A 26,585-nucleotide genomic window follows, 5' to 3' on the forward strand; every position below is an offset into this window, starting at 1 on the left:
TATGTTCAAAGGTGAATCAACTTTAAATGTGTTTCAAGATAAGACTGCGCTCAAACAATTGGTGGATAAATTTTCTGACGTCAAGAAATTTGATGATTTGGTGAATCTGTCTGCTGTGTTTGAAGAGAAATCTAACTCTGCTTATTTGAAGGAGTGTCGCTCAGATAAAAAAATATCAAATGCAGCAAAAGCTTTGGAGTCTCAACTACAGCGTATAGCTACCGATATTTTTAACAAGAAAAAGGATATAAAGGATAAGCAGGATTCAATCTCTCTTTATTCAACAAAGTTGGATGAACTGGCACAGAACCAAGAAACTACTGAAAAGTATAATGAGGTTAGTGAACGAATTAAAACTTTGAATGAAAAAGCTACAAAGTTGAGAGCAAACCTTTCTTCTGTAGATAAGAATACGGCCCTCTTAGATAAGCAATGGATTCTCTGTGCCTTCCCTTCTATTTTGGCTGAGTTTAAAAAGAAAAGCCAACAGTTTAGTAAGGAAAAGAGAATGCAAGATAAAGAGTTCCTTGAGCAGCGAGCTAAAGAAAAAGGTAAATTGGAAGCCTTTAATGAAGTAAGAGGGCTTTTGGCTGATGGAGTGCCAGAACTTCCTTGGTATCTTCCAAACGAAGAAACAATGGAGGAAATGATCAATGATCATGTTTGCAAGGTGTGTGGTAGTCCTGCACCCGTAGGTTCTCCTGCTTATAATTTTATGGTGAACAAGTTGAATGAGTACAAAAAGCATGTGGATGAAAAGTTGAAGTTAGAAGCAGCTAAAGCTAGTATTGAGCAAAAGCAGTTGTTTACTTCAAATTATGTAGAAGAAATACATAATCTGAGTATTCGATTGGGTGGTAGTACAGAAGCTGAAGTTGTTCAGATCGCAACAGATATTGATAATCGCTTGTTCTTGGAATCTAGATGCCAAGATGACTTAAAGGTTCTCATGGATAAGATACAGGATGCAGAGGATGATAAGGCTCGTTTGTTGATACAAGCAGGAAACGTCTCAGAGGAACTTCTGCAAAAGGACTTTACTGATATCAAAGGAATGTTTGAGCAGAAGGGACGTGCTGAACAGCGCTTGGTTGTGCTTCAAAGAGAATTGGAGGATTTAAAGAAAGAAGAGACAGAATTACGTAAGAATTTTGACGAACTTAATCCTCAAAATAGTTTGGTTAAAGTTTATCGTGATGTACATCGAGTTTTCGAAGAAGTTGCTAAAGCATTCAAAAATGCAAAGAAAGAGAACCTACGTAGATTCCTTGCAGCTTTGGAGGAATGCGCAAATGGTTATCTTGTAAAATTAAGTGCTCAAGACTTTCATGGTGAAATTAGATTGTGTCAAACAATAGAGGATTCTACAGAAATTAAACTTTTCAGTTCTAATGGAACGGAAATCAAGAATCCTTCTGGCTCACAAGAGACAGTTATGTACATGTCTGTTTTGTTTGCTATCTCTGATTTTACAGATCAGAAGCGTGATGAGAATTATCCTCTTATCTTTGATGCGGCAACTTCTTCATTTGGTGACTCAAAGGAGGAAGGATTCTATAACGTAATAGATAAATTGAACAAGCAGTGTATTATTGTAACAAAGGACTTTATCACAAAGGGGCAATTGAGACTCAATGAGGTAGAGCAGCTTACTTGTGGTGTTTACCGTATCAAGAAGGCTGATAGCTTTGATAGTAAGAATATGGCGACAATTAGAACTATAGTAGAAAAGGTTAAGTAGTATGGAGAGTTTATTTGATTTATGGAGTAGAAGAGACCCAAACTGGGAAATCCGCTACCAAGAGTCCATTATGGATGTATTTTGTGATTATGGAAAAGGACGCAATTCTTTCCAAGCTGCTCGTGGCAAATTTTTTGGAGCGGGCTATGAAATCTTCATTATTGCATTCTTTATAGGGCTATACTTTGATCAAACCAAACCTTTGGTTGATGATAAGGCTAAGGTCAAACATTTTGGATGGCCAATTCAGAAGTGGGGAAATATTGAATTTCGTTTAGGTAGAACGCCTTATGATAAAATTCAGAAATTCATATTTGCAGCATTGATTGCTCGTACTGATGTTGATTTGATAGCTTTGGATAAAGGTGAGATTTCATCAAGAAAAGTTGTGGACCAACTGATGGAAAAGATGGAGCAGTATGCTAATTTTGGCTTCTCATATATGGCAGAGAAAATGGAGGATGATCCTAATTATTTCTTTAAGGAGACAGCCTTTCTTCATTTGTTTCTTTCTTTTTTGAAAAAGGAAGATGAGTCGGATGAAGATAATGAACTGGAAGAATTATAGATATCGATTTGTAGTATTGAGTGGTAATAGAAAACTGCTCAATACTACAGATTGTATAAATCATATACTCTCAAAGTAATTGTCAATCTTCTCTTGTTGGTCTGGAGTAATCGCATTAGTTAATGTATCCATATCCTTTTGTTTTAAATTATCATTTGGGAAAGTGATAATTATAAATAATGAGAAGCAAGATGATTCTTAAGATTTTTAACATAGATAATCACAATTATAGTTGTTTAGCAAAAGTTTCCTTCACAAAATTTGTGAATATCGAATTTAAATATTATCTTTGCAGCATCAAAACATTAAGGTTATGATAGTAAATTTCAACGAGGATTATCTGCGTGATCTATATAGATCTGGCAAATCTGATAAAAAGCATCGCTTTCAACCGCAAATAGTTAGAAAGTATATTCGAGTGATAGACCTTATGATATCGGAAGATAACGTTCAAGGCCTATGGAAATATAATTCTCTCAATTATGAACGGTTAGAAGGAAACAAAGAAGGATTGTCCTCGGTAAGAGTGAATGATCAGTATCGAATAGAATTTGAAGAAGAATTTGAGGATGGTCAGACTATTGCAACCATATGTAATATAACAGAATTGTCAAACCATTATAAATGATACAGTTATGAGCAACGATAAAAAAACAATAAAGGAAATGCGGGCAAACGATATGACTCCGGCTTTTCCTACGCATCCTGGAGATGTTCTGAAGGATGAGATAGAATATCGTGGAATTTCTCAGCGACAGTTGGCTGAGGAAATGGGTATTGCCTATTCTGCTCTGAACGAAATTCTGAATGCACGTCGCCCTGTGACGGAAAAAACAGCTTTGCTCTTTGAGGCTGCACTTGGAGTGAATGCTGAGCCTTTGTTGAAAATGCAGATGAGATATAATCTGCAATCTACAAAAAGTGATACTACTTTTATGGCTAGATTGGCTAAGGTAAGGAGGGTGGCTGCAGCCTTGTAAAAATTGCTAACCGCAAGGGATTGTTTTGATACCTTGTATTTGTGTTTGCTGTATGAAGATACTCTCGAATGTAAATATACGGCAATTTATTAATCTAGAATGATGAAACAAAGTTTATTGGTTATATCCATGCTTGCTGCCATGGCGTTGCCAGCCTCCTCGCAGGAGGATAGCTGCAAGACTATACACCGCATAGCACTGGATGCGGTGCCATCTACCATCTTCCATACCAACGAGTTTCTGCGTGGGGGAAATGATGAGGCTCGAACGATGAATCACGACATGACTTTTACGCTGAAGTATGCTTTCATGAATAAGGAGGAGGTGAGACCTGGCTCCATCTATCAAGGTGTGTATCAGGGTGTAGGTTTGGCTAGACATGAATTTAATCAGTGGTTGTCGAACCCAATCTCCGTGTATCTGTTTCAGGGGGCACCGATTGTGAACCTATCCCGCAGGGTGTCGCTCAACTATGAGTGGAACCTGGGTATGGCATTCGGATGGAATGCCTATGACGAGCTGAATAATCCTGAAAACAAGGTGATAGGATCCAAGGCTACTGCTTATATTGATCTGGACTTCTATGTGAAGTGGATGCTCTCGAAATATCTCGACCTGAATGCCGGTATTTCGCTGACTCATTTCTCTAATGGCAACACCACTTATCCTAACATGGGACTTAACACAGGTGGCATAAGATTGGGACTGGCTTATTACATCAACCGACAACCATTGGCTGTGCCGAAGGTGGAGCGGGAGAAACTGCCGGATAGGCGTGGACTTTACACGGATGTGGTATTGTATGGCGCATGGAAGCAGGGGATAGCACATGATGGTGTGTCGAGCTATCTGCTGGATGGCAAGTATGCCGTGATGGGCTTCAATGTCAACCCGATGTACCGGCTGAACCCTTGGCTGAGTTTGGGTGCTTCGCTTGATGGTGTGTACGACCGTTCGGCTAGTAGGGAGAATGATCCTTGGGGCGAGGATGTGAATCATAAGTTTAGTACCCAGGCTGGTCTGGGTCTTTCTGCTCGTGGCGAGTTTGCCATGCCTTATTTCAGCATCAACTTCGGTGCTGGAACCTATCTGCTTGGCAATCGCAACGATTTCAGGGGTGTATATGAAGTGCTTGCCCTGAAGATTCATGTGAGCCGACGTGCCATGCTGCACATCGGCTACAGTCTGGTGGATTTCAAGACTCCTAACAATCTGATGCTAGGCTTGGGATGGCGATTTGGCGGCAAGTAATGCCGCCATCTTCTCCTGCCATTCTATTATGATATCTTATTTCTTTATTTGAATATATTTTTGATAGCATAAAAGCGGATTTCACTTTAACAAGTAAGGAACTTGACACGCAGAGTATCTCTATCGCCAAAGCCATCGAGATTGTACTTACCAAGTATGCCACCCCACTAACTAAAGAAGCTATCTTGACTGAGATTCTCCGACTTCGTCCCGACACCAAGGAAGCCAGCTTCGCAAGCATGATTAATATGCTTCATAGACAAGAGTCCATCAACTATTATCAAGGTGGACTAATTGGCATCAAAGGAAAGAGATATGGAAGAGGATACAAAACCACCAAACGCCTTCAAAGAGCAGTAAAATCAGAATAAAACAAAATCTCCTCTCTTGCAAAGACACAAGAGAGGAGAAAGAGTTTCATCCCAAATATTTCTCTATTTACCGCAAATCGAGCGAATCCATCCAAAAAGTTCGTTCAAGGCGTAATCACCTGAGTGAGGACGATTCCAAGGCAGCTTGAAGTTAACATCCTTACCCTTGTTTTCAAGCTTGGTAGCCAAGTTGATAGGAATAGGGAACGCCGTGTCTCTGTCTATGGCTCCATGACGGATGTACCAATGAGGTGCAATGCAAGAACCTTCTTCATCCATCATGCACATCGGATTGAGCAACCTTACATTCTCTTCTATTTCCTTGCCAAGAACAGCTTTGGAATTTCCTGTGGCTTTTACCAACGAATAGGTGGTAAAGTTAACAGAACTACCCTTGCTATTGCCAAACTCCTCATTTTCTCCACTGGCCTTACTTCCTGCTACTCCTTTACTATCGAAAGCCGGCACACCTTTTAGGGCAGTCTTACTTGCCACATAAGAAAGATACTTATCCAAGTCAAGACCAGTGATGTATTCTCCCTTTGACTTATTTCTCATTGGCATCATCTTAGGACCATCTTTTGGCACATCCATTGGAAACTTCATTTCTCCCTGCTTCTTGCCACCATTCATTGGAGCAATGAACTTCATGCCTGAAGAGAATGAAAATCCAATACTGTCTGGTATATCAGCACCATAATCCTTTGCATCCTGAGCACTTGTCATCAAAAGCTGCTTGATATAATCACGATAGTTGTCTGCGTTCAAATCACTTCCGTCCTTTTTCTTTAGTCCCAAACTATTGATGTAAGCAGGAAATTGTGCAGCCAACTCCTTGGAAACAGCAACTTGCTCGCTCGTTACAGGTCGAATCTTTTCATCCACACCTCCATACAACCACTCATACGCCATATCCGCATGGTCAAGATCGATGATAGGGCAAAAACAAACTGCCGCAAAAACATCGTCTCTTGTATCAGCTGCTCCCATGGCTTTGAGCATAGGCTCATAAGAAGGATTATTGCCGGTGGAACCCAATAAAGACGACATAGCTCCACCTGCACTTGTTCCATCGGTAATAATATGCTCGGCATCACCCAGCATATCCCTGTCAAAGAAACGCAGATAGCGAACTGCCGCTTTCAAATCAAGCAGTCCCTTAGGAGCACGACCCGTATAAACTGTCTTTCCCTTCTGTACAATCATAGAATTTCTACCTCTTGCACCAGGTATAGCTACAACATAGCCTTCTGCCAAAGCTCTACCTGATGCATCACCCTCATCTATCATCCTTGGAGCAGCTGCCATATAGCCACCCACATAATTGGGCATAAAGATAGGAGTGGATTGCGTTGCACCCTCAGGAACAAACACATTCATGTACTGATACGTAGAATCCTCTACATGAGTAACATAATACAAATTTGTGTAAGCAGTATAGTTGACCTTCTTCCCATTAGGAAGGGTAACAGACCCCGCCACGCCTTTCGAAGCATCAAACACCAACTTTGGTGTAGGCTTCTTCGCTGCCTGGGCACATACACAAAGTACCAAGGCCAGCGATGCTACGAAAAACTTCTTCATTGTTACTTGATATATTTGAACGATGCAAAGTTACTTAAAATCCTGAAGAAATAGAACAATTAGCAGTGAAAAATTACGATTTTAATAAATAATAACACTAGTGTTAGGGGCTAAGAATGGGTTAAATCTTCTAAAATTAGGGGCTAAGAATGGCATGAAGGTTTTAGGATATGTTTTTTTCGAAAGAAATAACAGGTAAACTTTTTCTCCTTTCAATCTTTTTTTGTACTTTTGCACCATCAATTTAAATGAAGAAGTCTGATTTTTAAAAATAGGAAAAGATATGGCTGATAAAGATATGAAATGGAAGACGCTCTCGCAGAAGTATCTGATAGAGAAGCCTTGGCTCACGGCACGAGTGGATAAGGTGGAATTGCCTACGGGTGCCATCATTGATGAATATTACGTGCTGGAATATCCTGATTGGGTAAATACCATCGCCATTACGAAGGAGGGAGAGTTCGTCTTTGTTCGCCAGTATCGCTATGCAATAGGGAAGACGGTGAATGAACTCTGTGCCGGAGTGATAGAGAAGGGCGAGGATCCGATGGTGGCAGCCAAGCGAGAGCTGATGGAAGAGACAGGATTCGGTGGCGGTAACTGGCAGAAGTGGATGACGATTTCTGCTAATCCGAGCACGCATACCAATCTTACCCATTGTTATCTGGCTACGGATGTGGAGCGCATGGATGTGCAGCATCTTGACCAGGCTGAGGATATCGAGGTTCGCCTCTTCTCCAGGGATGAAGTGATGGAAATGCTGGAGAAGGGTGAAATCTGGCAGAGCCTGATGGCTGCTCCGCTCTGGAAGTATTTTGCGAAAGCAAAGTAAGCTGCAGGGCTTCATTTATAAAAGCCAAGTAAACAGCAGACGATAGACTGTAAGCAATAGATATTAAACAATAAACATTATAAAGATGGTAATAGATTTCGAAAAGATTGCTGAGGCTCACTTGGAGGGCTTCAAGGGTGGACAGGGTAAACTCGATACTCGTAACTATGTGGATGACAGGGTGAAGATTATGTATTCCACCTTGCGTCCGGGTGCATCAACTGGTCTTCATACTCATGAGGGCAACTGCGAGATTATCTATGTGGTAAGCGGCACTGCTACTTTCCATTATGATGATACCGTGGAGGAGATTCGACAGGGACAGGTGCATTACTGCCCGATGAACCACGCTCATTATATGGAGAATCTCACCGATCATGATCTGGTGTATCTCGCCATTGTGCCTGAGCATCATTAATATCCCTAGAGTATCAGGGAAAAACACATCATGTTCCTCCTGAGGAAAATGAAAAAATAGAAAGTCCAACTCGGATGCCTCTCTTATAAAAAGGCTCCAAGCTGGACTTTCGTCATTCTTATCTCTCTCTCTTTCTTATATTGCTATAGTCATCTGTTTTTTATCTAAAAGCCAGCTGGCGGGTTAGAGTTTCTCGCAGAACTCGATTTTCTCCTTGTTAGGACCCTCGATGGTGAAGAACTTTACACCATTCTCCCAGAATGGCAGACCATTTACCTGCTGATCCAGCATCTTGAATGTTCCGGCTTCTTTCACTGCCAGGAAGAGATTGTCTATGTTCTTTACATCGATGGCGATGTGGTCAACGGCTCCATATTCCATCTTTGCCTGGTGGTTCTGATAGGTCTCGATGATGAGATTGTGGAGCTGGAGGAAGGCTACTTCCTCGGTGCCGTTCACTGTGCGGAGGGCAGTTTCGAAGCCCAGGGCATGATAAAACTCAATGGTCTTGTTGATGTCGTTGGTAGGAATGCCGATGTGCTGCACGCCTGTTGTAAAATCTTTAATCTTCATAATGAATTTGTGTTTAGATGATTGTTATGATAAAACTTTCTGTGTTTTTTTGAAGATTTAGAAGCGGATGATTTCTGCTCCAATCTGGAAATAACTCTCGTTGCTCTGCGGATTCCACATGCCCTTGGCATAAACCGGAATGGTGTAGTTGCCGAGCTTGAGGTCGTGGGATGCCTGTAGTGAAACATGCACGATGCCTGCCGTGGTTCCGAAGAAGTGGGTATCCTCGCCAGCTCTGTTCAGGGCGAAGGCTCCACCTACTCCTGCATCAACCTTCCAGCCATCCTTCTGGTAGATAGGGTATTCCGCATAGGCGAAGGTGGAATATTTCTGCACGGTATTGTCGCTGTTGCGGTCGCGTCCGAAGACTACCGTTGACCAGCTCAGGAGCAGTGGAAACTTCTCGTCTTGGAACCGGTAGCTCAATGTAGCATCGAGGAATCGGCCGGTGGTATGGGCTGAGTAGTTCCAGTATTCCTTATTATTATAGGTGGCACCAGGGGAGAAGTTGTAGGTGTCCCACAAGGCGAATCCCCAACCGCCAGCCTTCAGATTCAGATAATGGTTAAACTCCTTGTAGGAGCCTTCCGAGTTGCAGCCACCCCAAAGTCCCACGGTAACGTGGTCGTTGACCATCGTATAGCTCAGGTCGGTGAGGAGGACGATGCCGTCGGAAACTTCCATGCCACGCCACAGATGATTGTTCTGCACGTTGGCTTTCAGATGGAGCTGTGCCTGGGCGTTTCCCAGGCAAGCAGCCATCATCAAAACAATAACTACAATTTTTTTTCATGGTTTAACTACAAAATAAACTTTTTGAACCTAACTAAAACTTACTAAAACAAACTAATAACTTTTTGAACCTTATAAACCTTCACTAAAAAATCAAAATTAACGGAACGTATATTTATATGAAAATAATCTTCGCAATAACTTTGGGCAAATGTGGCTTTACTTGGTAAATTCATCAGGCAAAACAGGCATGGCTCCATTCTGTGTACAGACGAATGCTGAAACCTTTACTGCCAATTCATGTGCCTCTCTGACGCTCTTGCCCTTCAAGATGCTTGCCACGAATGCACCTGTGAATGAATCGCCTGCACCCACCGTATCAGCCACTTTTACCTTCGGAGTCTCAATAAACGAAACTTCGCCAGGGGTGAATACGTAGCTGCCGTTTACACCGCAGGTAAGAATGAGCATCTTCAGATTGTATTTGCCCAAGAGGAGCCAGCATTTATTCTCCAGGTCGATGCCCGGATAGCCGAAGATGCGGCTTACGGTAATCAATTCCTCATCGTTGATTTTGAGGATGTTGCATCGCTTGATGCTCTTGGTGATAATCTCTTTGGTATAGAATCCCTGACGGAGATTGATATCGAAGATTTTGAGGATTCCTTCTTCCTTCGGCATGTTGTCGAGGAAGCGGTAGATGGTGTTGCGGGAAACCTCGTTGCGCTGAGCCAGCGAACCGAAGCAGGCTGCGGTGCAATTCTTAGCCAATTCTTCCAGGGCTGGGGTGTAAGGGATGTTGTCCCAAGCTGCTCCCTCCTTGATGTCGTAGCAAGGAATGCCGTTGGCATCGAGCGAAACCTGGACGGTGCCTGTAGGGTAGGCTACTTTGTCTATCTGATAGTTGAGATGGTGATCATTGAGTTCCTTTTCCAGTTCCTTGCCCAGCTCATCATCGCCCATTGCGCTGACCGCACAGCTATTGAGTCCGAATTGTGAAACGTGGTAAGCAAAGTTGGCTGGAGCGCCACCTAGCTTCTTTCCTTCTGGAAGCATATCGAAGAGTGCCTCACCGATACCTATCACTGATTGTTTCTTTTCCATTGTCATTTTTACTTTAAGAATGTTAGAGATGTTACTTGATTTCTGTTGCAAAGGTAGCATTTTTCAGCTACCTTCGCAAAGAAAAATCATCTAAACTTTCTGCAAACGTTCCCGCAATCGTTTCCAATTTCTGCAATCGTTTGCAGTATGTTTCTTCTCTTCTATCTTTTACATCTTCTCTCCAGGTTTCTGTTCGAAATCGATGAGAACCTTCATGCTGGTTTCGCGATGAGCATCGATAAACTTATAGGCGTCATCGTATTCCTCGAAGGCGAAGCGGTTGCTTACGAGTGGCTTGAGGTTAACGATGCCCTTGTTGACATAATCGATGGCAGTGAGATAATCTTCGTGGCGATACATCATTGAACCGATGAGTCTCAACTCATGCTCGCCCAGATAGAACATGCTGAGGGCTGGGTCCTTGGCAAAGACTGCCACAACCACGATGTCGCTACCTTTCTCGATGGTCTCCATCAGCGAACGGATGGAAACTTCTACACCTGCTACCTCGAAACCTACCTGATAGCCTTCCTCACCGAAGAGTTCCTGGGCTGCCTCCTTCAAGGTCTTCTTGGTGATGTTGAGGGTATGCTTGATGCCGCACTCGCGAGCCTTAGCCAGGCGGAGGTCGCTTACATCGGTAATGAGTACATTCTTGGCGCCACGGGCAATGCAGAACTGGGCTATGAGGTTGCCGATGGTTCCTGCACCGCTCACTACTACATTCTTACCCTTCACGTCGGTGCGGTTGCTGGCATGAGCACCAACGGCTGCAGGCTCAATCATGGCACCATAGTCGAGGCTCATGCCTTCTGGCAACTTAGCCACGCGGTCGTCATCTACAACAAAGAAATCCTGTGCAGCACCATCTGCCTGGAAAGCCTGAACACGCAGGTGCTCACAAACATTATACTGTCCGCGCTTGCAAGGGTTGCACTTGCCGCAAACCAACTGTGGGCGAGCGGTGATATGGTCGCCAGGCTTGCAGACGGTAACTTCGCTGCCTACAGCCATAACCACTCCTGAGTACTCATGTCCCTGAACCACTGGGTAGAAGGTGGCTGGGTGAAGACCGTGGTAAGAGTGAATCTCGCTACCGCAGATGCCGATGCGCTTGATGTTGACGAGAACCTGATGAGCAGTTAAGTCTGCTGCCTTTGGTTCTGCTACTTCCTTGAATTCGATATGCTTTGGTTCTACCAATATTGCCTGTCTCATAATTATAATGTTTTGAAATTGTTATTGTTATGTTGGTGGGATAAAAGATCCCGTTTTTTTATTTCTTCTTATTCTCCAGATCGGTCATGATCTGCTTGTATTGCTTCTTGTTGAGCTTGTAGAAGCAGAGGCATCCTGCGGTGATGATCCACAAGACTCCCGGAATGGTACTGAAGGCGTGGTGCATGATGCTCAATACTTCTGGATTCTGCACAGCGTTGCTTACATATCCTGCACTGCCCAGGGCAATGGCGAGAAGCGATGTGCCGAGTGCCATTCCTATCTTGTTGCCCAGCGAGATGAAGGCGTATTGGAATCCGTCGTTTCTGATGCCCGTCTTCCACTCGCCATACTCCACACAGTCGGGGATGATGGCATAGATGGCTGTATTGAAGCCTGAGAAGAAGAACCACGACAAAGCTGAGAACAGATAGAACATGATGGCGCTGCCGTTAGGGCTGAAGAAGTACAGACCTATCATCGTAATACCGGTGAGGAAAGCGAAGATGGCTGCCGTGAAACCCTTGTTGCCCGTTTTTCTGAATACCAGAGGGAAGCAGGCAGCACCTATGATGCTTGGCACGATGATGGCCATGGAATAGTAGGAGAAGAGCGTTGCCGAACCTTCTACATAAGTGAAATAGTAGAGCATGTCGGCGTTGCGTCCGTAGTGTATGAAACCGAAGAGCAACTGTCCTAAGAGGGCGAGCAGATAGGGCTTGTTCTTCATTACGGAACGAAGCTGCACCTTTAATGGGAGCTTCTGTCCCACAGGAACTTCTACCACTTCCTTGGTCTTGTGAAAGCAGAACAGATGGCAGGCGGCGAAGATAACGCCGTAGAGTACTGCCACTGCCAGATATCCATATTTTGTATCGCCTGCGCCAAACCAGCTGATGAGTGGAACGGTTACGATGTTGATTACTCCGATGGCCATCATGGCACTCACCGAACGGCTGGTGTTGAGCTTGGCTCTCTCATCGATGTCTTGCGTCATGGCTCCGCAGAGTGTGCCGTAAGGCAGGTTCACGCAGGTATATCCCAGCACCAGGATGCAGTAGGTTACTGCCATATAGATAATCTTGGCGGTCTGGCTCCATTCCGGATGGGCCCAGAAGGTGAGTATCAGTACCAGTGCCGTGATAGGAGCTCCGAAGAGCAGCCATGGGCGGAATCGTCCCCATCGGGTGTGGGTCTTATCGGTAAGTGTGCCGATGATGGGGTCGTTGATGGCGTCCCAGAATCGGGACACAAGCATCAGGGTTGCTACGGCACTCATGCTGATTCCGAACACATCAGTGTAGAAAATCATGAGGAAGTTGCCCACGAACATCCAACTGAAGTTGCAGCCCACATCGCCCATGCCATAGGCGAGCTTGCTGATGAAGGGAACCTTTCCCTGCGAATTGTTCTCTAGCGAAGTGTTCGCTTGAAATTTAGAATCTTGTTCCATATTCTTTTTCTTAGGTTTGATTGTGATACTTAATGTTGTTTATTCTTTGTCTTGTGAAGGAATAGAGCGGTTTGAAAAAATCGTTTTTCCTTTTCACGCTGCAAAGATAGAACGATTTTGCTAGAAAAACAAGAAAAAAAACGGCTGTTTTTTCGCAACCGTTCCCGCAACCGTTCCCATTTTCCGCAACCGTTCCCAAAAAGATTTCTCTGTTTTTTGTTGTTGCTTTCATGGAAAATAAGTATCTTTGCAAGCACATATAACAAGAAAGAAAAAGAGATATGGCAAAATATGTAACTATCATGGATATTGCAAGGGAACTGGGGATTTCCAAGTCCACCGTTTCGCGTGCTCTTTCGGGAGATACGGGTAATGTGAAGGCGGAAACCTTGCAGAAGATATTGGCAACTGCCGAGCGGATGGGCTATCATCGCAACGAACTGGCTGTGAACTTTCGCCAGCAGAGTACTCATAACATCGGCATCATCATTCCCGAAATCGTTACAACGTTCTATATGACCTTTATCAATGATGCTCAAGCCATCTTGCGCAAGCAGGGGTATAAGGTAATGATTGCCATTTCTAACGAGAATCCTGAGCAGGAGAGAGAGAATATTCTGATGATGGAGCAGCTGCGTGTGGATGGCATCCTGATGAGTGCATGCGATAAGGAGCATAATGTGGACCTATATAATAAGGTGATAGAAAGGGGTATTCCCATCGTGTTTTTCGATAGAACGGTGGAGAAGGTAAAGGCTTCGCAGGTGCACATGGATGATTACATCATGTCGTTTTTCATGGTGGAGGCTTTATTGCGCAAGGGGTATAAGCATATTATTCATATTCCGGGACCTGCTTATATCCGAAACAGCTATGAACGATTGAGGGGCTATCGGGATGCGCTGGAAAAATTTCATATAGAGTATCAGGCGCAGGATGTCTTGTCGCCAGCCTTGTCGGCTGAAGAGGGTAGTTGGGTGATGGAGCGTTTCCTGGAGAAGAATGTGCCCTTTGATGCGGTCTTTGGCTTTACGGAGACTGCTGTGTTGGGAGCCAAGAGTGCTATCCAGAAGCGTGGCTTGCGCATTCCGGAGGATGTGGCACTTTGCTGCATGTCGGGCACTGCCTTGGCTACCTTGGTTCATCCTCAGTTGACGGTAGTGGAGCAGCCTATTGAGAAAATGGCGCAGGAAAGTTGCCGACTGCTGCTGGAGCATATTGCCGATGGTTATAGAAGGATAGAGGAAATTGCATTGAGAGGTGAAACTGTGATAAGGGAATCTACTTAATAAAGGTATCGACTTCTGGAATCTGCATAAAAGAAACGGGTGTATCATCTATATTATTGAATGATACACCCGTTTTTATCTCTTTATCTTAAGCATTTAAACTTAATCTGTCTCCTTATCTTAAGCATCCTCTTCTTCATTCTCCAGCAAGTCGGTGCCGAGGTGAGTGGTCTGTTCACGCTTTAAACGGTCGCGCACTTCCTTAGGCTTGGTGGCGTAGGTAATCATTCGGATAGAATCGTTATAGCTTACGTACTTCCAGAGCCAGTTGAGCATTACCATTACCTTGTTCTTTACGCCAAGGATAGAGCGGAGGTGAACTACCAGCCATAATACCCAGGCAAAGAAGCCCTGGCTGTGGAACTTGCCAAGCTCTACTACAGCCTTGTGTCTTCCGATGGTAGCCATAGAACCCAGGTTCTTGTAGCGGAAAGGCTTGAGCTGGGAATCAGTGGCTCCCTCGGCAATCTTCTGGATATTCTTAGCCAGGAGTGCAGCCTGCTGGATGGCTACCTGGGCCAACTGTGGATGACCGCCAGGATAAGCTGGGTCTGTGGTCTGGATACACTGGTCGCCGATGGCAAAGAGACCGTCCATGCCCGGGATGCGGTTGAATTCATCTACTACGATTCGGAAACCACGGCCCAGATGGTCGCCATCGATACCCGTGATAGGCTGTGCCTTTACACCTGATACCCAGAGGAAGGTACGGGTAGGAATCTCCTGACCATCCTTCATCAGAACCTTGTGGTCCTTGTAGTCGGTTACCATCTTGCCAAACTGCACATCCACACCCATGCTGGTGAGGAATTCGTATGCTTTCTTAGAAGAGTCCTGTGACATTCCGGCGAGCAGTCTGTCGCCCGCTTCCAGGAGATAGATGTGCATCAGAGATGAGTCCATATCAGGATAATCATAAGGAATCACGTAGCGCTTCATTTCAGAGAGGGCTCCGGCAATCTCCACACCTGTGGCACCACCGCCTACAATGACCACGTTCAGGAGTTCCTGTCGCTCCTCTTCTGTGGCACAGGTCAATGCACGCTCCAGGTTACTCAGCACGGCGTTGCGCAATCCCATTGCCTCAGAAACGGTCTTCATCGGAATCGCCCATTTCTCGATGTTGGCATTGCCATAGAAATTGGTGGTGGTTCCTGCTGCGAACACCAGGTAATCGTACTCGATCTTACCGATGGAAGTCTGCAGAATCTTCATGTCTGGGAACACGGCTCTTGCTTCTGCCATGCGGAAGTAGAAGTTCTTGCGCTTGCGGAAAATCTGTCGGAAAGGGAAGGAGATGGAACTTGGGTCGATACCTGCCGAAGCTATCTGATAGATAAGCGGAGGGAACTGATGGAAGTTGTTCTTGTCGATCAACACCACCTGCAGGTTTGCCTTGCAGAGGTCTTCTGCCAAACGAAGACCACCGAGTCCGCCACCTACGATTACAACTCTCTTCAACTGATTTCTCTTGATATTAATACTCATAACTACTGCTGTTTATTTGGAATTACTAAATACATATATTTGCTGAAAATTCTATTTCTAATAAGGCATATAGCCTAGTCATCGCTGAAAATTCGACTGCAAAGGTACAACTTTTTTATGAGGTGGCAAAGGAAGATGGGCAGAAATATGTGATTGTTTTTCTTTTTTTATCATTCCGCAATCTGATGAATCACATAGGTAACCACGCCCCAGATCATGAAGCGGTTGGTTTCATCTACCCGGATAGGGGAGAAGTTTTTGTTCCATGGGATGAGCCATCCGAAGGCACCGCTCTCATCCATCTTGAATTGCTTGATGGTGAATTCGCCATCCACGAAGGCGATGACGAAGTTGCCGTTGGAGGGTTCAATCTGCCTATCTACAATGGCTAGGTCGCCATCGAGAATACCTGCATCCTGCATGCTGTCGCCCGAAACACGTACATAGAAAGTGGCCTCACGATGGCGAACCAGAATATCGTTGAGGTCTATCTCTCCCTCCATATAGTCTTGTGCCGGCGAAGGGAAGCCTGCCTTTACGCTTTGCTCTGCCAGCGGAATCGGCATCTTGGCTCCGAATTCCGCAGGGTGAAATGTCAGTCTTATCTTGTTATCGTTATTCTTATTCATTTTGTTTTTACTTTCAGAATCTCATGAATATCTGTGGTAAACCGCTTCGACATATATTCCCGCTTCAGATCGAATCGGCAACCATTGCCTTGAACGGCTTGGCGAATGGTTCCATAGCCATTCTTCCGGTTGATGGCATCAATGGCTTCCATCAATGCCTTTTGCCTGCTCCGGTCGATGGTGTCGAAGAGGTCTTGCTGACGGGGATGGTCGGGTGAAATCTGCCACAGGATAACGCCAGCTTTCTTGAAGTGAAACGACATGCCGGGGCGATCGGGCCTGCTGTCTGCCATCGGTTTCGGGTATTTGGCCCGTAGAATGCTGAGGGCAGCACCTACTATTTCTTCCTGCGCATTGGTAGCAATGGGCAGGGTAAGAGAATCGTGGATGGTGTATTCCGGCACGTTCTCATTGAACCTGGATGTCCAGGCAAACACAGTGATTCCCTGGCACACGCTGCCCTGACGTCGCAGCTTTTCAGCGCAGCGCACGGCGAAATTTGCCACGGCTTCTTCCACCACATCCTTATCGCTGATGCCTTCACCGGCAAAGCCCTGGCTGGTGCAGATGCTCTTCTTCTGTGGCAGTTCCTCGATGCTGATGCAGCTTTCGCCATTCAGTTCCTTCCACGTTCTCACGGTGGTGATGTTGAAATGGCTGCGCACCCAACTTTCTTTCTTGTCAGCAAACTGGGCAGCTGTGCGAATGCCCATATAATCAAGCTTTCTGGCAATCTGTCGTCCGATTCCCCATACATCTTCTATAGGGAACAGCGACAAGGCCTTGTGTCTCCGTTCATCGGTATCAATGAGGCAGCAGCCCTGGTAGCCCTTGTATTTCTTGGCGAATTTGGATCCGATTTTTGCCAGTGTTTTCGTTTCTGCGATGCCGATGGAGATAGGGATTCCCACGGATCGGAGCACATCGGCAGAAATCCTGGCACCATATTGGTGGAGCAAAGGATCTGATGTAGCAGAAGTAACGTTTTCCTTCGGATATTCCTTGAAGAAACGTTCTGCCATGGAATGATCAGTTTCGAAAAAGCTCTTTGCCATGGAACTATCCACTTCGAAGAAACTTTCATCGATGGAGTATTGGTCGATGCGGGGCGAGTAGTGCGAAAGCATCGACATCACCCTGTTGGAAAGCGATCCATAAAGTGTATAGTTGCTGGAGAAAATGGCTACGCCTTCTGCCTCCAGTTTTTCCTTTACCTGATAGAACGGATCGCCCATCTTATATCCCAAAGCCTTGGCTTCTTCTGAGCGTGCAATGACGCACCCGTCGTTGTTGCTCAAAACAACCACGGGCTTTCCTATCAGGTCGGGGCGAAACACTCGTTCGCACGAACAGTAGAAGTTATTGCAATCAGCCAATCCTATCATTTTCTTATCTTACAAATCCTTTCGTGTTGCAAAATTACAAAAAATATTCGAAACGCTAGTCTTTATCTAGGATAATTTCCCTTAAGGCAAAAAATATTTTCCCTTAAGGCTAAATATATTTTCCCTTAAGGGTAAATAAATTCAGGAAAATCATAGGATGATTAGAAAGAAAATCTCCGAAAGGCTTGGGCTTTTCGTGGATTTTTTGTAATTTTGCCTTTTAAAAAGGTAAATGCTTTCGATTTCTGAAAAATTGAATGTGTTTATAGAAGGATTAAAAGGATTAAAAAGTTTAAAACGAAACGGTATGAAAAATATGTTGGCATTGAGCCAGGAACGATTCTCGGCTCGCAAGTTTACCTCTGAGGCGGTAAGTCAGGAGGATTTGGATTACATCATGGAATGTGTGCGTTTGGCACCATCGGCAGTGAACAGGCAGCCTTGGCTTTGGCTCATCGTCCGTTCGGATGAGGCTAAGCAGAAGTTGCAGCAGTGCTACGACCGCGAGTGGTTCAAGACGGCTCCGATGTATATCGTGGGCATGAGAAATGTGGACGAGAATTGGGTTCGCAGATACGATGAGAAGCCTCATGGAGATATTGATGTGGCAATAGCTACCGAGCACCTCTGTCTGGCTGCTACTGAAAGAGGTTTGGGAACCTGCTGGGTATGCAATTATGATACTGAGAAGATGCAGCTGCTATTCCCACGTGAGGGATATGAGGCTGTGGTCATCATTCCTATCGGGCATATTGCCGATGATTGTCCTCGTGCCGAGAAGAAGCGCAAGGAGATGAGCGAGATAGTAGAGGAAATCTAGCATTTTAAAAGAAGTGGTCATGGAAATGAACGAAGAATCCATCCTGGCATGGAACATTATAGAAAAGACAAGTGCCAACCTTTTCCTTACGGGAAAGGCGGGCACAGGTAAGACGACCTTCCTCAAGCGATTGAAAGAACTGTCGCCTAAACGCATGGTGGTGCTGGCTCCTACGGGCATCGCTGCCATCAACGCTGGAGGAATGACCATTCATTCGTTCTTCCAACTTCCGTTTTCGCCATACGTGCCAGGTACGACCTTCGGTAGTGGCGAACAGAAACGCTATAAATTCAGTAATCTGAAACGTAACATCATCCGAAGCATCGACCTGCTTGTCATCGACGAAATCAGTATGGTACGCAGCGATCTGCTTGATGCCATCGATTCCGTATTGCGTCAATATCGCAAGCGCCACGACTTGCCTTTCGGAGGCGTTCAGCTTCTCATGATAGGCGATTTGCATCAGCTTGCTCCTGTGGTTACTCCGCAGGAAGAGCAGATGATAGGGCAGTATTATGATACCCCTTTCTTCTTCAGCAGCAATGCCTTGAAGCAGGCGGGCTATCTTACCATCGAACTCAAAAAGGTGTATCGTCAGCAAGACCAGCAGTTTATTTCTCTTCTTAATCAGATTAGGGAGAACAAGGCTTCCGAAGCCACGTTGCAGGCTCTGAACCAGCGATATATCCCAAATTTCGAACCGCCTAAGGAGGGCAACTATATCCGTCTGACCACCCATAATGCTCCTGCGCAGTATATCAACGAGCAGCAGCTTGCAGCTCTTCCGTCGCAGGCGTATTCCTTTACTGCCGAGGTGGAAGGCAATTTCCCGGAATCATCTTATCCTGCTGATTTCAAGCTTATCTTGAAACCGGGAGCGCAGGTGATGTTTATCAAGAACGATCCCCAGCACCGTTTCTATAATGGTATGATTGGCGAGGTGCGCACCATCATCGGCGACAAGATTACCGTGCGCAGCAAGGATACCTACCAGGATTTTGAACTGGAACAGATGGAGTGGACCAATTCGAAATATACTCTGAATGAGGAAACCAAGGAAATTGAGGAGAGCGTGGAAGGACGCTTCCGCCAGTATCCGCTCCGACTGGCGTGGGCGATAACCATTCATAAGAGTCAGGGTCTTACCTTTGAGCATGCCATCATTGATGCTTCCCATAGCTTTACCCATGGCCAGACCTATGTGGCGTTGAGCCGCTGCAAGACTTTGGAAGGTATGGTGCTCAGCCAGCCGTTGTCTCGTGGCGCCATCATCAGCGACCAGACGGTGGATGCCTTCAATAGCCAACTTGCTTCGCCTAGTAAGGAACAAATCAGCTATCTGGAACAGCAATATGTGTTGCACTGCATTCGTGAGCTCTTCGATTTCTATGCTATCAGTAGCAGCTATGAGCACTTGATGCGTTGCCTGGTGGAGTTCTTTACGGGCAAATATCCTCGTGTGGTGGGCGAGTATCAGAAACTGCAGGTGGTGCTGAAGAATCTGATTAGTGTATCGGATAAATTCCGTGTGCAATACACTCGTATGCTGGGGCAGAATCCTGATGTGGGTCAAGCCGAACTGCAAGACCGCATCCACAAGGGTGCCCAGTATTTCTTGGATAAGATAAGTATTCTGAGCGATTTAATCAGAAAGTCGAACCTTGATACAGACAACAAGGTGGGCAAAAAGCAGTTTGAAGACCGCTTTTCTGTTTTTTCAGAAGATGTAAGATTGAAGGAGAGACTTCTGCGATATGAGCAGAGCGCCGAGTTCAGCGTGACTGATTATCTGAAGAAGAAGGCACAGTTCCTCTTGATGGATGAGACTGCATCTTCAGTGGAAGGCTCAGGGAAGAATGGCTCTGGCTCTAGTAAGAAAGCGAGAAAACCAAAGAATTCGAATGGTCCAAAGGAGCCGAAAACCCCTACAAAGGAAATCAGTTACAATCTTTATAAACAAGGTATGACCGTGGATCAGATTGCAGAGGAACGTGGTTTTGTCAGGAGTACTATCATCGGTCATCTCATTCCATACGTGAAGGAAGGAAAGGTTGGCTTGCGTGCACTGATATCAAGTGCCCATGAGAAGAAGATTCGAGATTTTATGAAGGCTCATCCTGATATAGAGCACTTCAGCGAGATCAAGGAGGCGATGGGGGATGGCATCGACTACTCCGAGATCAAGCTGATTTGTGAATTGATGGAAGACGAGGGATAATGCGTGCAGATGCTTAGCCCACGATTTCGATGGTACTGCTCGAATTATTGCCTTCCTGGTTCACCCGAATCTGTACGGGGATACGTTCTTTGAGTTCTTCCACATGACTGATGATACCCACATGGCGTCCCGACTTGGAGTGGAGGCTGCGCAGGGTGTTGACGGCATGTTGCAGCGGTTCGCCGCTCAGGGTTCCGAAACCCTCGTCGATAAAGAGGGTATCCACAGAGAGCTGGGTGCCGATGTCGCTGAGTGCAAGTGCCAGGGAGAGCGAGACGAGGAAGCTTTCACCACCCGAAAGAGTGCTGGCGGCTCGGCTCACATAGCCCTGATAGGCATCTTCAAGAGATATGACGAAGGTGCCAGGTACCACCTTTAATATATAGCGGTCGCTGAGCGTCCGCATATATCCGTTGGCTGAGTGGATGAGGCTGGCGAGTACATAACTTTGGGCGATGCGACGGAACTTGTTGCCAGTGGCGTCGCCAAGAAGCTGGTTCAAACGGCTCCACTTTTCAAAGTCGGCTTTCTTCTGCGCTGATTCCTGCAGAAGTGAGCCGACTTTCGCTTTGTTGGAGCGGTCGATTTCCAGGTCTCTGATGATTCCTCCACGCTGGTTGCCCAATTCAGAAAGCTGGGCTTCGAGCGATGCGATGCTGGTGGAAATTCTTGTGTCTAAGGATTCTTCTTCCGACATCTTTTCTCCTATAGGCATCTTCTCATCTTCATCAAACAAAGCTTCATATTCTCCTGTATGGAGTTGATAAGCTTTTTCCAGTTCATCCCAAACCGTTTGTTTGCTGACCAACTGCTGTTTTATACGATTGATAGCTTCCGTCTTTTCGGCAATATCACACTGTTGGAGTGTGTCGAGTTGCAGTAAGAGGTTCTCATCCAGCAATATCTCCTGTTCTTTGTCAGAGAAATCTTTCAACATCTCCTGTTTTTTCTCCATGAATTCCTTCAGCCATTTCTTGGTGTCTTCTTCCTTCTCTTTTGCCGCATTCATTTGTTGCAGGGCAGCCGTTATCTGGCTTTGCAATTCAGAAGCTCTGGTAAGTACTTTTGGAATACGTTTCAGCATCAGTGGCTCTTTTGAAGGTGTTCCCCAGGTTGGCATGAGCTTGATGATGGCATCCAGAGCAGCGGCAAGATTCTTGTTGCCCTCTTCAAATTGCTTAAGTTCTGCAACAAGTTTCTGCTGTTTCTCAGTGTTCATCTTGTAGATGATGGCACCATCTTCAACCTCTTTTCCAAACTCGGTGAGCATTGTATGCCAATCATTTTGCCATGAAAGTTTTCCGGCTTCGCCAATCAGTAAATGGATATCTTGCAGTGCCTTCTCGCTGGTTTTGTTCTGTAAGGAAATCTGAGCTTCGATAACTTCAATACGATGCTGGGTATCATCCACTTTCTGCTGTGCGGCTAACATCCCATTTCTTTGCACTTCGTATTCCTGAAGTTTCTGGTCTCTGAGCGTTCTAAGCTTTTTAGCCTCTTTTTCCTTGGCTTCGGCTTCTGCAATTTGAGCAGATACCTTTTCAAGGTTTGCCCGAGTCTGTGCTTCGCCGTTTTCTCCTTCCGGAATCTTTTTGGCAGCTTCCTGGGCTTTTTGGGTAGCCTTGGCTAGCGATTCACAGCATTTGGCAAAGACCTTCTGTTCGTTGGCAAGACTGTTCTTTAAAGCCTTGATGTCTGCATCCAGGGCATTTTGGCTTGTTAATATCTTGTTGTATTCGTTCTCGGCATCCTTATAAAGCTTTTCTGCTTCTACAACCAGGGCATCGATATTGTCTTCGTGGGGCAGGGTATTTTCTATTCGTTGTTGGCAAACGGGGCAGGTGTCGCCTATTTGCAACTTTATTCTGATGCTTTTAGCCCATTTGTTAATACTTTCCCGTTGCTTTTCATACGCAAGCTGGAGGGCATTCTTTCGGATTTCTGCATCATGAGATTCCTGCGTTAAAACCTGTAACTGCTTTTCTTTTTCCTGGATAGAGTTTTGAAGTTGAACCAGATTCTCCTTCGAAAGGACATGACGATTCTGCTCCTCGTGTAGGAGTTCGAGGAGATTCTTGGCTGCTTGAATGTCGTTAAGAAGCGTTTTGTGTGCTTCTTGTTGCTGGCGAAGCTGAGGCAAATGAAGGTGTTCCAGCTCAGTTTCTGCCTCCTGTGCCTTGATAACCTGTTGGTTATATGTTTTCTGGCATTCTTCGAGCATCGTCTTGGCATTCTCAAGCTTTGGCTGATACTGGGTGCTCAGTTCCTTCTTAATCTGATTGGCATACTGCAGGTTGTTCTCTGCATCCTTCTTGTTCTTCAGATAGGAATTGATGAGCGTATTCAGGGTTTGTGCATTTTCGTAGAGATTCACTTTGGGTGCTTCTTGAGCCAAATTGTCGTCAATATTCCTGATAGACAAAGCGATGGTCTGCTCCTGCTGAAGTTCATAGCTTTGTGCTCCCTGAATCTGTCGGAATGTTTGCTCTAAAGATTGCAGTTGGGCTTCTTGTTGCAGGATGGTCTTAGCGCATGATGCAGCTTCGTTCATCTTGGCGCGAGCCTCGATGGTATGGTTCCAAAGGGCAATGGTTTGCTCTTGCTGTTGGGTTTCGTCGCTTTCGGCGATGGCTTTCACATGTGCCAGATCTTCTTTTGCCTGCTCTTTCCGCTGACGGAAATCCTGTTCCTGTTGAAGCCAGCGAAGCTTTTTCTGTTCCTTTTCCAAGGTAGTTTTGAGTTGCTGGCTCTGCTCATCCAGCTGTTGCAACTGGTTGTTCTTCTGAGCGATTTCTTCATCGTTCAGAATCTGAATGCCTTCAATCTTTTGTTGGGAATCCTCCCAAATCTTCTTTTTCTCTACAGTTTGCTCAAAGATTTTGGCTCCAATTCTAGAGTAGGCATCCACACCTGTTATTTTCTCCAGAATCTCGGCTTTCTCATCGTCCTTGCTGTTAAGAAATCGGGTGAACTCACCTTGTGCCAGGAGAGTGGTACGGCAGAATTGCTTGAAATCCAAACCGATAGCGAGGGCTATCTCCTCACGAATCTCCTTATCTTTGGCATAGGTAAAATCGGTATCCAGATTGCGGAGCGCCCATTTCTTGTTCTGTATCTTTCCCGTCACCTTGTTGCGGGCTCTTGCCACCGACCATTGTGCCTCGTAATGCACATCGTTGCTGCCTATAAAGGTAAGGCGCACGAAAGCCTCACCGGTATTGCGGCGCATCAGTTGCACTGGGTCTTTAATCTTGATATCTTTTTCGTTGTCACGCATTTCTCCCTGCATGCTCGTGTTTTCGAGACGGGGAGTGCTGGCATAGAGCGCCAGACAGATGGCATCGAGGAGGGTTGATTTGCCTGCACCCGTCTTTCCGGTGATGAGGAACACCTCGCTATCGGCTAGGGGCTGAGCCTCGAAGTCGATGGTTGCATCCTCGATAGAAGCGATGTTATGTATTTCGAGTTTTTGTAGAATCATATTATTGCTGTGAAAAGTAAAGAACAAAGTGTGAAGAATCAGAATCCTGGCACTTATAACTGTTCGGTTATTTCTTTAAACATTTCCTTGAGTTCATCATCGAAGGTAATGCCGCAATCTTCGGCGTATCGGCGGGCGATGTCGATAGGTGCTTCCGACTGGAATTCCTGTACGGTCATTGTTCGAGGTTGGGATGCTTCGGAATGTTGCTTTCTTCGGGTGTTGATGAGGCAGAAGCGGCATAGCTTATCCTTTACAAGTTGTGCTGCCTCCTGGTTGGCTGCCACGGGAAGGAAATCTTCTACTTCCACATTCAGGCGGATATAGGCAGGGATATCAGAAGGGAAATCTTCCAAAAGCTTCTTTGCTTCATCCCAGGAAGTGAAGTTTCCTTGCAGGTTTTCAGAAGCGGGCAGGGTGACCAGCGGCTTAGGGTTTTCTATCGCAATCTTCTTGAGTTCCACTTCATCCCCATGCTTGCCGATGGTGATGAGGCTCACACTATGCTCATAGTTCTCATCAAAACTTACTGCCATCGGACTTCCCGCATAGCGGATACGATGGTGGCTGCCACGAATCCACTGCTCATGGTGGATATGACCTAAGGCAAGATAATCATATCCTTCTCCCAAGTCGCTGATTTCCAAAGAATCGATTCCTCCTACAGTATATTCTGTAGCATTGTCGTGCCCCTTGAAGTCGCAACCCTTTACGGTGGTATGCGCCATCATGATAACAGGAAGTTCCTGGTTCCTTTCTTTCACTTTATCCAGAATTTCCTGGAAGAATCCTTCGGGAATGCTTCGCTCGTAGCAGTAAGGAACGGCTACGATGTAACCCTTGATTTCGTCTTGCGGTTTCTTCTTTTCTTTCACTTCGATGATGTGATTTTCGGGATGCTCCTTGTCTATGTTTCCAACAGAAAACACCTTTAATGCCTGCCAGGGAGTCTTGAAAATCTCGTGTTTGGTTCCGCTATCATGATTGCCTGCGGTGATGACGATGGTCATGTCGGGATTTGCCTCGTGAATCTGCACGATGGCGTCGGTGAACATCTTTTGTACGGCAGCTGAGGGCTGAGAGGTATGATATACATCGCCCGAGAGGAGAAACGCATCTGGCTTCTCCTCTCTTACGATGTCTATGATTTGGGCGAGCATGGCAGTCTGTTCTTCGGTACGGTCGAAGTTGTAGAGCGTATGTCCCAGATGCCAGTCGCTGGTATGTAAGATTTTCATATCAACTTTCTATAGTTTCTTAACTGCATCTTCCAATTGCTTCAGGGCTTGCTGGAGGATGCTTCTTGGTGTTGCCACATTCAGTCGCATGGAGCCTTCGCCGCCAGGACCAAACATTTCGCCATCGTTCAGTGCCAGGTGTGCCTTGTCGATGAAGAGGTCGAGGAGGGCATCGTGTGAAAGCTTCAGGTCACGGCAGTTGAGCCATATGAGGAAGGAAGCCTGTGGGCGCAGCGGACGGATGCCAGGGATATGCTCTCGGCAGTAATCCTCTACGAATCGGATGTTGTCCTCTATGTAGGCAAGCATTGCCTTTCGCCATTCTTCTCCCTTGCGGAAGGCGGCAATGGTGGCGATGGGAGCAAACAGGGTAGGTTCGTCTAATTCGTTGGCAGACAACCATGTATAGAACTTCCTGCGAATCTGTTCGTTGGGAACAATGGCGTAACTGCTCACGATACCTGCGATGTTGAAGGTTTTGGATGGTGCCTGGAAGGTGATGCTGATGTCTCTAGCCTTGTCAGAAACCGAAGCGAATGGGATGTGCTTGTGCCCGAAGAGAGCCATGTCGGCATGAATCTCATCGCTGATAACGAGCAGATGGTGCTCGTAGCAGAAGTCGGCGAGTTGCAGAAGAGTCTCCTTGCTCCAGGTGATTCCGCCCGGATTATGAGGGTTGCAAAGAATGAGTATCTTGCACTTTTCATCGCAAACTTTCTCCAGGTTTTCGAAGTCCATCTCGTAATATCCATCCTCCTTCATTTTCAGCGGATTGAAGACCACCTCTCTTCCGTTGCCCTCTGGAGTGAGGCGGAATGGATGATAAACGGGTGGCTGGATGATGACTTTCTCATCAGGACGGGTGAAGACATTCACCACGAGTCCGATACCTTTTACTATACCTGGAATGAAGCGGATCCACTCTCGCTTCACATCCCACTGGTGGTGGTCATGCACCCAGTCGATGATGCTAGGCAGATAATCGGCTGGCTCCATGGTGTAGCCGAAGAGCGAATGTTCCAATCGTGCCTTGAGGGCATCGGTGATGAATGATGGGGTCTCGAAATCCATATCGGCTACCCAAAGTGGCAGCAGGTCGTCGCGTCCCCAGCGAGGCAGCAGGGCACCATGTTTGAGGTCGTCGCTGCCCGAACGGTCTATTATCTTATCGAAATCGTACATGTTTTTACTTTGAACTTTGAGCTTTGAACA

The 26,585-nt window shown here is 45.8% G+C and carries 22 protein-coding genes; 10 read left to right on the plus strand and 12 right to left on the minus strand.

The window, feature by feature from the left end; all coding sequences use genetic code 11:
- Position 1: 1 nt before the first annotated feature.
- The 5 genes from KUA49_RS07160 (at position 2) to KUA49_RS07180 (ending at position 4,540) form a co-directional block, all read left to right on the plus strand.
- Complete coding sequence (locus KUA49_RS07160) at positions 2-1,741, plus strand: ATPase (protein ID WP_218412190.1); 1,740 nt, start codon at positions 2-4, stop codon at positions 1,739-1,741.
- Between the two features lies 1 nt (position 1,742).
- Positions 1,743-2,309, plus strand: a complete 567-nt coding sequence (locus tag KUA49_RS07165) for a glycoside hydrolase family 15 (RefSeq protein WP_203049663.1) — start codon at positions 1,743-1,745, stop codon at positions 2,307-2,309.
- A gap of 313 nt (positions 2,310-2,622) precedes the next feature.
- The gene (locus tag KUA49_RS07170; protein ID WP_117727890.1) at positions 2,623-2,937 is read left to right on the plus strand and encodes a type II toxin-antitoxin system RelE/ParE family toxin; all 315 of its coding nucleotides are present in this window, start codon (positions 2,623-2,625) and stop codon (positions 2,935-2,937) included.
- Positions 2,938-2,974: 37 nt separating this feature from the next.
- Positions 2,975-3,289, plus strand: coding sequence for a HigA family addiction module antitoxin (locus KUA49_RS07175; RefSeq protein ID WP_233547090.1), 315 nt, complete (start codon positions 2,975-2,977; stop codon positions 3,287-3,289).
- Between the two features lie 99 nt (positions 3,290-3,388).
- Positions 3,389-4,540 (plus strand): acyloxyacyl hydrolase, encoded by a 1,152-nt coding sequence (locus tag KUA49_RS07180; protein ID WP_218412191.1) that lies wholly within the window; start codon positions 3,389-3,391, stop codon positions 4,538-4,540.
- A 434-nt stretch (positions 4,541-4,974) separates the two neighbouring features.
- Here the strand turns inward: KUA49_RS07180 and KUA49_RS07185 are convergent, their stop codons facing one another.
- On the minus strand, positions 4,975-6,495 hold the full coding sequence (locus tag KUA49_RS07185) for an alpha/beta hydrolase (RefSeq protein WP_203049658.1): 1,521 nt from the start codon (positions 6,493-6,495) through the stop codon (positions 4,975-4,977).
- 283 nt (positions 6,496-6,778) lie between these two features.
- On the opposite strand from KUA49_RS07185, the gene KUA49_RS07190 reads away from it, so the two are divergent.
- Positions 6,779-7,327, plus strand: coding sequence for an NUDIX hydrolase (locus tag KUA49_RS07190; RefSeq protein WP_153092099.1), 549 nt, complete (start codon positions 6,779-6,781; stop codon positions 7,325-7,327).
- 85 nt (positions 7,328-7,412) lie between these two features.
- On the plus strand, positions 7,413-7,745 hold the full coding sequence (locus tag KUA49_RS07195) for a cupin domain-containing protein (RefSeq protein WP_218412192.1): 333 nt from the start codon (positions 7,413-7,415) through the stop codon (positions 7,743-7,745).
- A 183-nt stretch (positions 7,746-7,928) separates the two neighbouring features.
- Here the strand turns inward: KUA49_RS07195 and KUA49_RS07200 are convergent, their stop codons facing one another.
- The 5 genes from KUA49_RS07200 to KUA49_RS07220 form a co-directional block, all read right to left on the minus strand.
- Entirely contained in the window at positions 7,929-8,318 is a 390-nt protein-coding gene (locus KUA49_RS07200; RefSeq protein ID WP_218412193.1) for a VOC family protein, read from the minus strand.
- A 57-nt stretch (positions 8,319-8,375) separates the two neighbouring features.
- Entirely contained in the window at positions 8,376-9,083 is a 708-nt protein-coding gene (locus KUA49_RS07205) for a hypothetical protein (RefSeq protein WP_218412194.1), read from the minus strand.
- A gap of 186 nt (positions 9,084-9,269) precedes the next feature.
- Complete coding sequence (locus KUA49_RS07210; protein WP_218412195.1) at positions 9,270-10,154, minus strand: carbohydrate kinase family protein; 885 nt, start codon at positions 10,152-10,154, stop codon at positions 9,270-9,272.
- A 168-nt stretch (positions 10,155-10,322) separates the two neighbouring features.
- Positions 10,323-11,372: a zinc-dependent alcohol dehydrogenase gene (locus tag KUA49_RS07215; protein ID WP_218412196.1), complete on the minus strand. Its 1,050-nt coding sequence runs from the start codon at positions 11,370-11,372 to the stop codon at positions 10,323-10,325.
- 58 nt (positions 11,373-11,430) lie between these two features.
- Entirely contained in the window at positions 11,431-12,825 is a 1,395-nt protein-coding gene (locus KUA49_RS07220) for an MFS transporter (RefSeq protein WP_203049646.1), read from the minus strand.
- Between the two features lie 281 nt (positions 12,826-13,106).
- Between KUA49_RS07220 and KUA49_RS07225 the strand changes: the two genes are divergently transcribed.
- Complete coding sequence (locus tag KUA49_RS07225) at positions 13,107-14,114, plus strand: LacI family DNA-binding transcriptional regulator (RefSeq protein WP_153113473.1); 1,008 nt, start codon at positions 13,107-13,109, stop codon at positions 14,112-14,114.
- Positions 14,115-14,234: 120 nt separating this feature from the next.
- On the opposite strand, the gene KUA49_RS07230 is transcribed toward KUA49_RS07225, so the two are convergent.
- The 3 genes from KUA49_RS07230 to KUA49_RS07240 form a co-directional block, all read right to left on the minus strand.
- Positions 14,235-15,602 carry an NAD(P)/FAD-dependent oxidoreductase gene (locus KUA49_RS07230; protein WP_218412197.1) on the minus strand — a complete coding sequence of 456 codons (1,368 nt, stop codon included), beginning with the start codon at positions 15,600-15,602 and terminating at the stop codon, positions 14,235-14,237.
- A gap of 170 nt (positions 15,603-15,772) precedes the next feature.
- The gene (locus KUA49_RS07235; protein WP_176425564.1) at positions 15,773-16,231 is read right to left on the minus strand and encodes a LexA family protein; all 459 of its coding nucleotides are present in this window, start codon (positions 16,229-16,231) and stop codon (positions 15,773-15,775) included.
- On the minus strand, positions 16,228-17,616 hold the full coding sequence (locus KUA49_RS07240) for a Y-family DNA polymerase (protein ID WP_218412198.1): 1,389 nt from the start codon (positions 17,614-17,616) through the stop codon (positions 16,228-16,230). Before KUA49_RS07240 ends, KUA49_RS07235 begins: the two co-directional genes overlap by 4 nt.
- A 307-nt stretch (positions 17,617-17,923) precedes the next feature.
- Between KUA49_RS07240 and KUA49_RS07245 the strand changes: the two genes are divergently transcribed.
- Positions 17,924-18,436 carry a nitroreductase family protein gene (locus tag KUA49_RS07245; protein ID WP_218412199.1) on the plus strand — a complete coding sequence of 171 codons (513 nt, stop codon included), beginning with the start codon at positions 17,924-17,926 and terminating at the stop codon, positions 18,434-18,436.
- Positions 18,437-18,455: 19 nt separating this feature from the next.
- A complete protein-coding gene (locus KUA49_RS07250) occupies positions 18,456-20,654 on the plus strand; it encodes a helix-turn-helix domain-containing protein (RefSeq protein WP_218412200.1) in 2,199 nt (732 codons plus the stop codon).
- A 13-nt stretch (positions 20,655-20,667) separates the two neighbouring features.
- On the opposite strand, the gene KUA49_RS07255 is transcribed toward KUA49_RS07250, so the two are convergent.
- Genes KUA49_RS07255 through KUA49_RS07265 form a run of 3 tightly spaced genes read right to left on the minus strand, consistent with a single transcriptional unit; the run spans position 20,668 to position 26,555 of the window.
- Positions 20,668-24,135, minus strand: a complete 3,468-nt coding sequence (locus tag KUA49_RS07255; protein WP_218412201.1) for an AAA family ATPase — start codon at positions 24,133-24,135, stop codon at positions 20,668-20,670.
- Positions 24,136-24,188: 53 nt separating this feature from the next.
- On the minus strand, positions 24,189-25,373 hold the full coding sequence (locus KUA49_RS07260; protein ID WP_218412202.1) for a metallophosphoesterase family protein: 1,185 nt from the start codon (positions 25,371-25,373) through the stop codon (positions 24,189-24,191).
- Between the two features lie 9 nt (positions 25,374-25,382).
- Positions 25,383-26,555: a MalY/PatB family protein gene (locus KUA49_RS07265; RefSeq protein ID WP_218412203.1), complete on the minus strand. Its 1,173-nt coding sequence runs from the start codon at positions 26,553-26,555 to the stop codon at positions 25,383-25,385.
- Positions 26,556-26,585 lie beyond the last annotated feature (30 nt).

The organism is Segatella copri, assembly GCF_019249655.2.
Classification (GTDB): domain Bacteria; phylum Bacteroidota; class Bacteroidia; order Bacteroidales; family Bacteroidaceae; genus Prevotella.

What these genes read in the sequence shown, in the direction of transcription:
- KUA49_RS07170 (WP_117727890.1), top strand. Translation starts at nt 2,623, where the DNA reads ATGATAGTAAATTTCAACGAGGATTATCTGCGTGATCTATATAGATCT.
- KUA49_RS07195 (WP_218412192.1), top strand. Translation starts at nt 7,413, where the DNA reads ATGGTAATAGATTTCGAAAAGATTGCTGAGGCTCACTTGGAGGGCTTC.
- KUA49_RS07230 (WP_218412197.1), bottom strand. Translation starts at nt 15,602, where the DNA reads ATGAGTATTAATATCAAGAGAAATCAGTTGAAGAGAGTTGTAATCGTA.
- KUA49_RS07235 (WP_176425564.1), bottom strand. Translation starts at nt 16,231, where the DNA reads ATGAATAAGAATAACGATAACAAGATAAGACTGACATTTCACCCTGCG.
- KUA49_RS07265 (WP_218412203.1), bottom strand. Translation starts at nt 26,555, where the DNA reads ATGTACGATTTCGATAAGATAATAGACCGTTCGGGCAGCGACGACCTC.
- KUA49_RS07240 (WP_218412198.1), bottom strand. Translation starts at nt 17,616, where the DNA reads ATGATAGGATTGGCTGATTGCAATAACTTCTACTGTTCGTGCGAACGA.
- KUA49_RS07250 (WP_218412200.1), top strand. Translation starts at nt 18,456, where the DNA reads ATGGAAATGAACGAAGAATCCATCCTGGCATGGAACATTATAGAAAAG.
- KUA49_RS07210 (WP_218412195.1), bottom strand. Translation starts at nt 10,154, where the DNA reads ATGGAAAAGAAACAATCAGTGATAGGTATCGGTGAGGCACTCTTCGAT.
- KUA49_RS07255 (WP_218412201.1), bottom strand. Translation starts at nt 24,135, where the DNA reads ATGATTCTACAAAAACTCGAAATACATAACATCGCTTCTATCGAGGAT.
- KUA49_RS07165 (WP_203049663.1), top strand. Translation starts at nt 1,743, where the DNA reads ATGGAGAGTTTATTTGATTTATGGAGTAGAAGAGACCCAAACTGGGAA.
- KUA49_RS07260 (WP_218412202.1), bottom strand. Translation starts at nt 25,373, where the DNA reads ATGAAAATCTTACATACCAGCGACTGGCATCTGGGACATACGCTCTAC.
- KUA49_RS07220 (WP_203049646.1), bottom strand. Translation starts at nt 12,825, where the DNA reads ATGGAACAAGATTCTAAATTTCAAGCGAACACTTCGCTAGAGAACAAT.
- KUA49_RS07200 (WP_218412193.1), bottom strand. Translation starts at nt 8,318, where the DNA reads ATGAAGATTAAAGATTTTACAACAGGCGTGCAGCACATCGGCATTCCT.
- KUA49_RS07215 (WP_218412196.1), bottom strand. Translation starts at nt 11,372, where the DNA reads ATGAGACAGGCAATATTGGTAGAACCAAAGCATATCGAATTCAAGGAA.
- KUA49_RS07185 (WP_203049658.1), bottom strand. Translation starts at nt 6,495, where the DNA reads ATGAAGAAGTTTTTCGTAGCATCGCTGGCCTTGGTACTTTGTGTATGT.
- KUA49_RS07225 (WP_153113473.1), top strand. Translation starts at nt 13,107, where the DNA reads ATGGCAAAATATGTAACTATCATGGATATTGCAAGGGAACTGGGGATT.
- KUA49_RS07245 (WP_218412199.1), top strand. Translation starts at nt 17,924, where the DNA reads ATGAAAAATATGTTGGCATTGAGCCAGGAACGATTCTCGGCTCGCAAG.
- KUA49_RS07205 (WP_218412194.1), bottom strand. Translation starts at nt 9,083, where the DNA reads ATGATGGCTGCTTGCCTGGGAAACGCCCAGGCACAGCTCCATCTGAAA.
- KUA49_RS07160 (WP_218412190.1), top strand. Translation starts at nt 2, where the DNA reads ATGTTCAAAGGTGAATCAACTTTAAATGTGTTTCAAGATAAGACTGCG.
- KUA49_RS07180 (WP_218412191.1), top strand. Translation starts at nt 3,389, where the DNA reads ATGATGAAACAAAGTTTATTGGTTATATCCATGCTTGCTGCCATGGCG.
- KUA49_RS07175 (WP_233547090.1), top strand. Translation starts at nt 2,975, where the DNA reads ATGCGGGCAAACGATATGACTCCGGCTTTTCCTACGCATCCTGGAGAT.
- KUA49_RS07190 (WP_153092099.1), top strand. Translation starts at nt 6,779, where the DNA reads ATGGCTGATAAAGATATGAAATGGAAGACGCTCTCGCAGAAGTATCTG.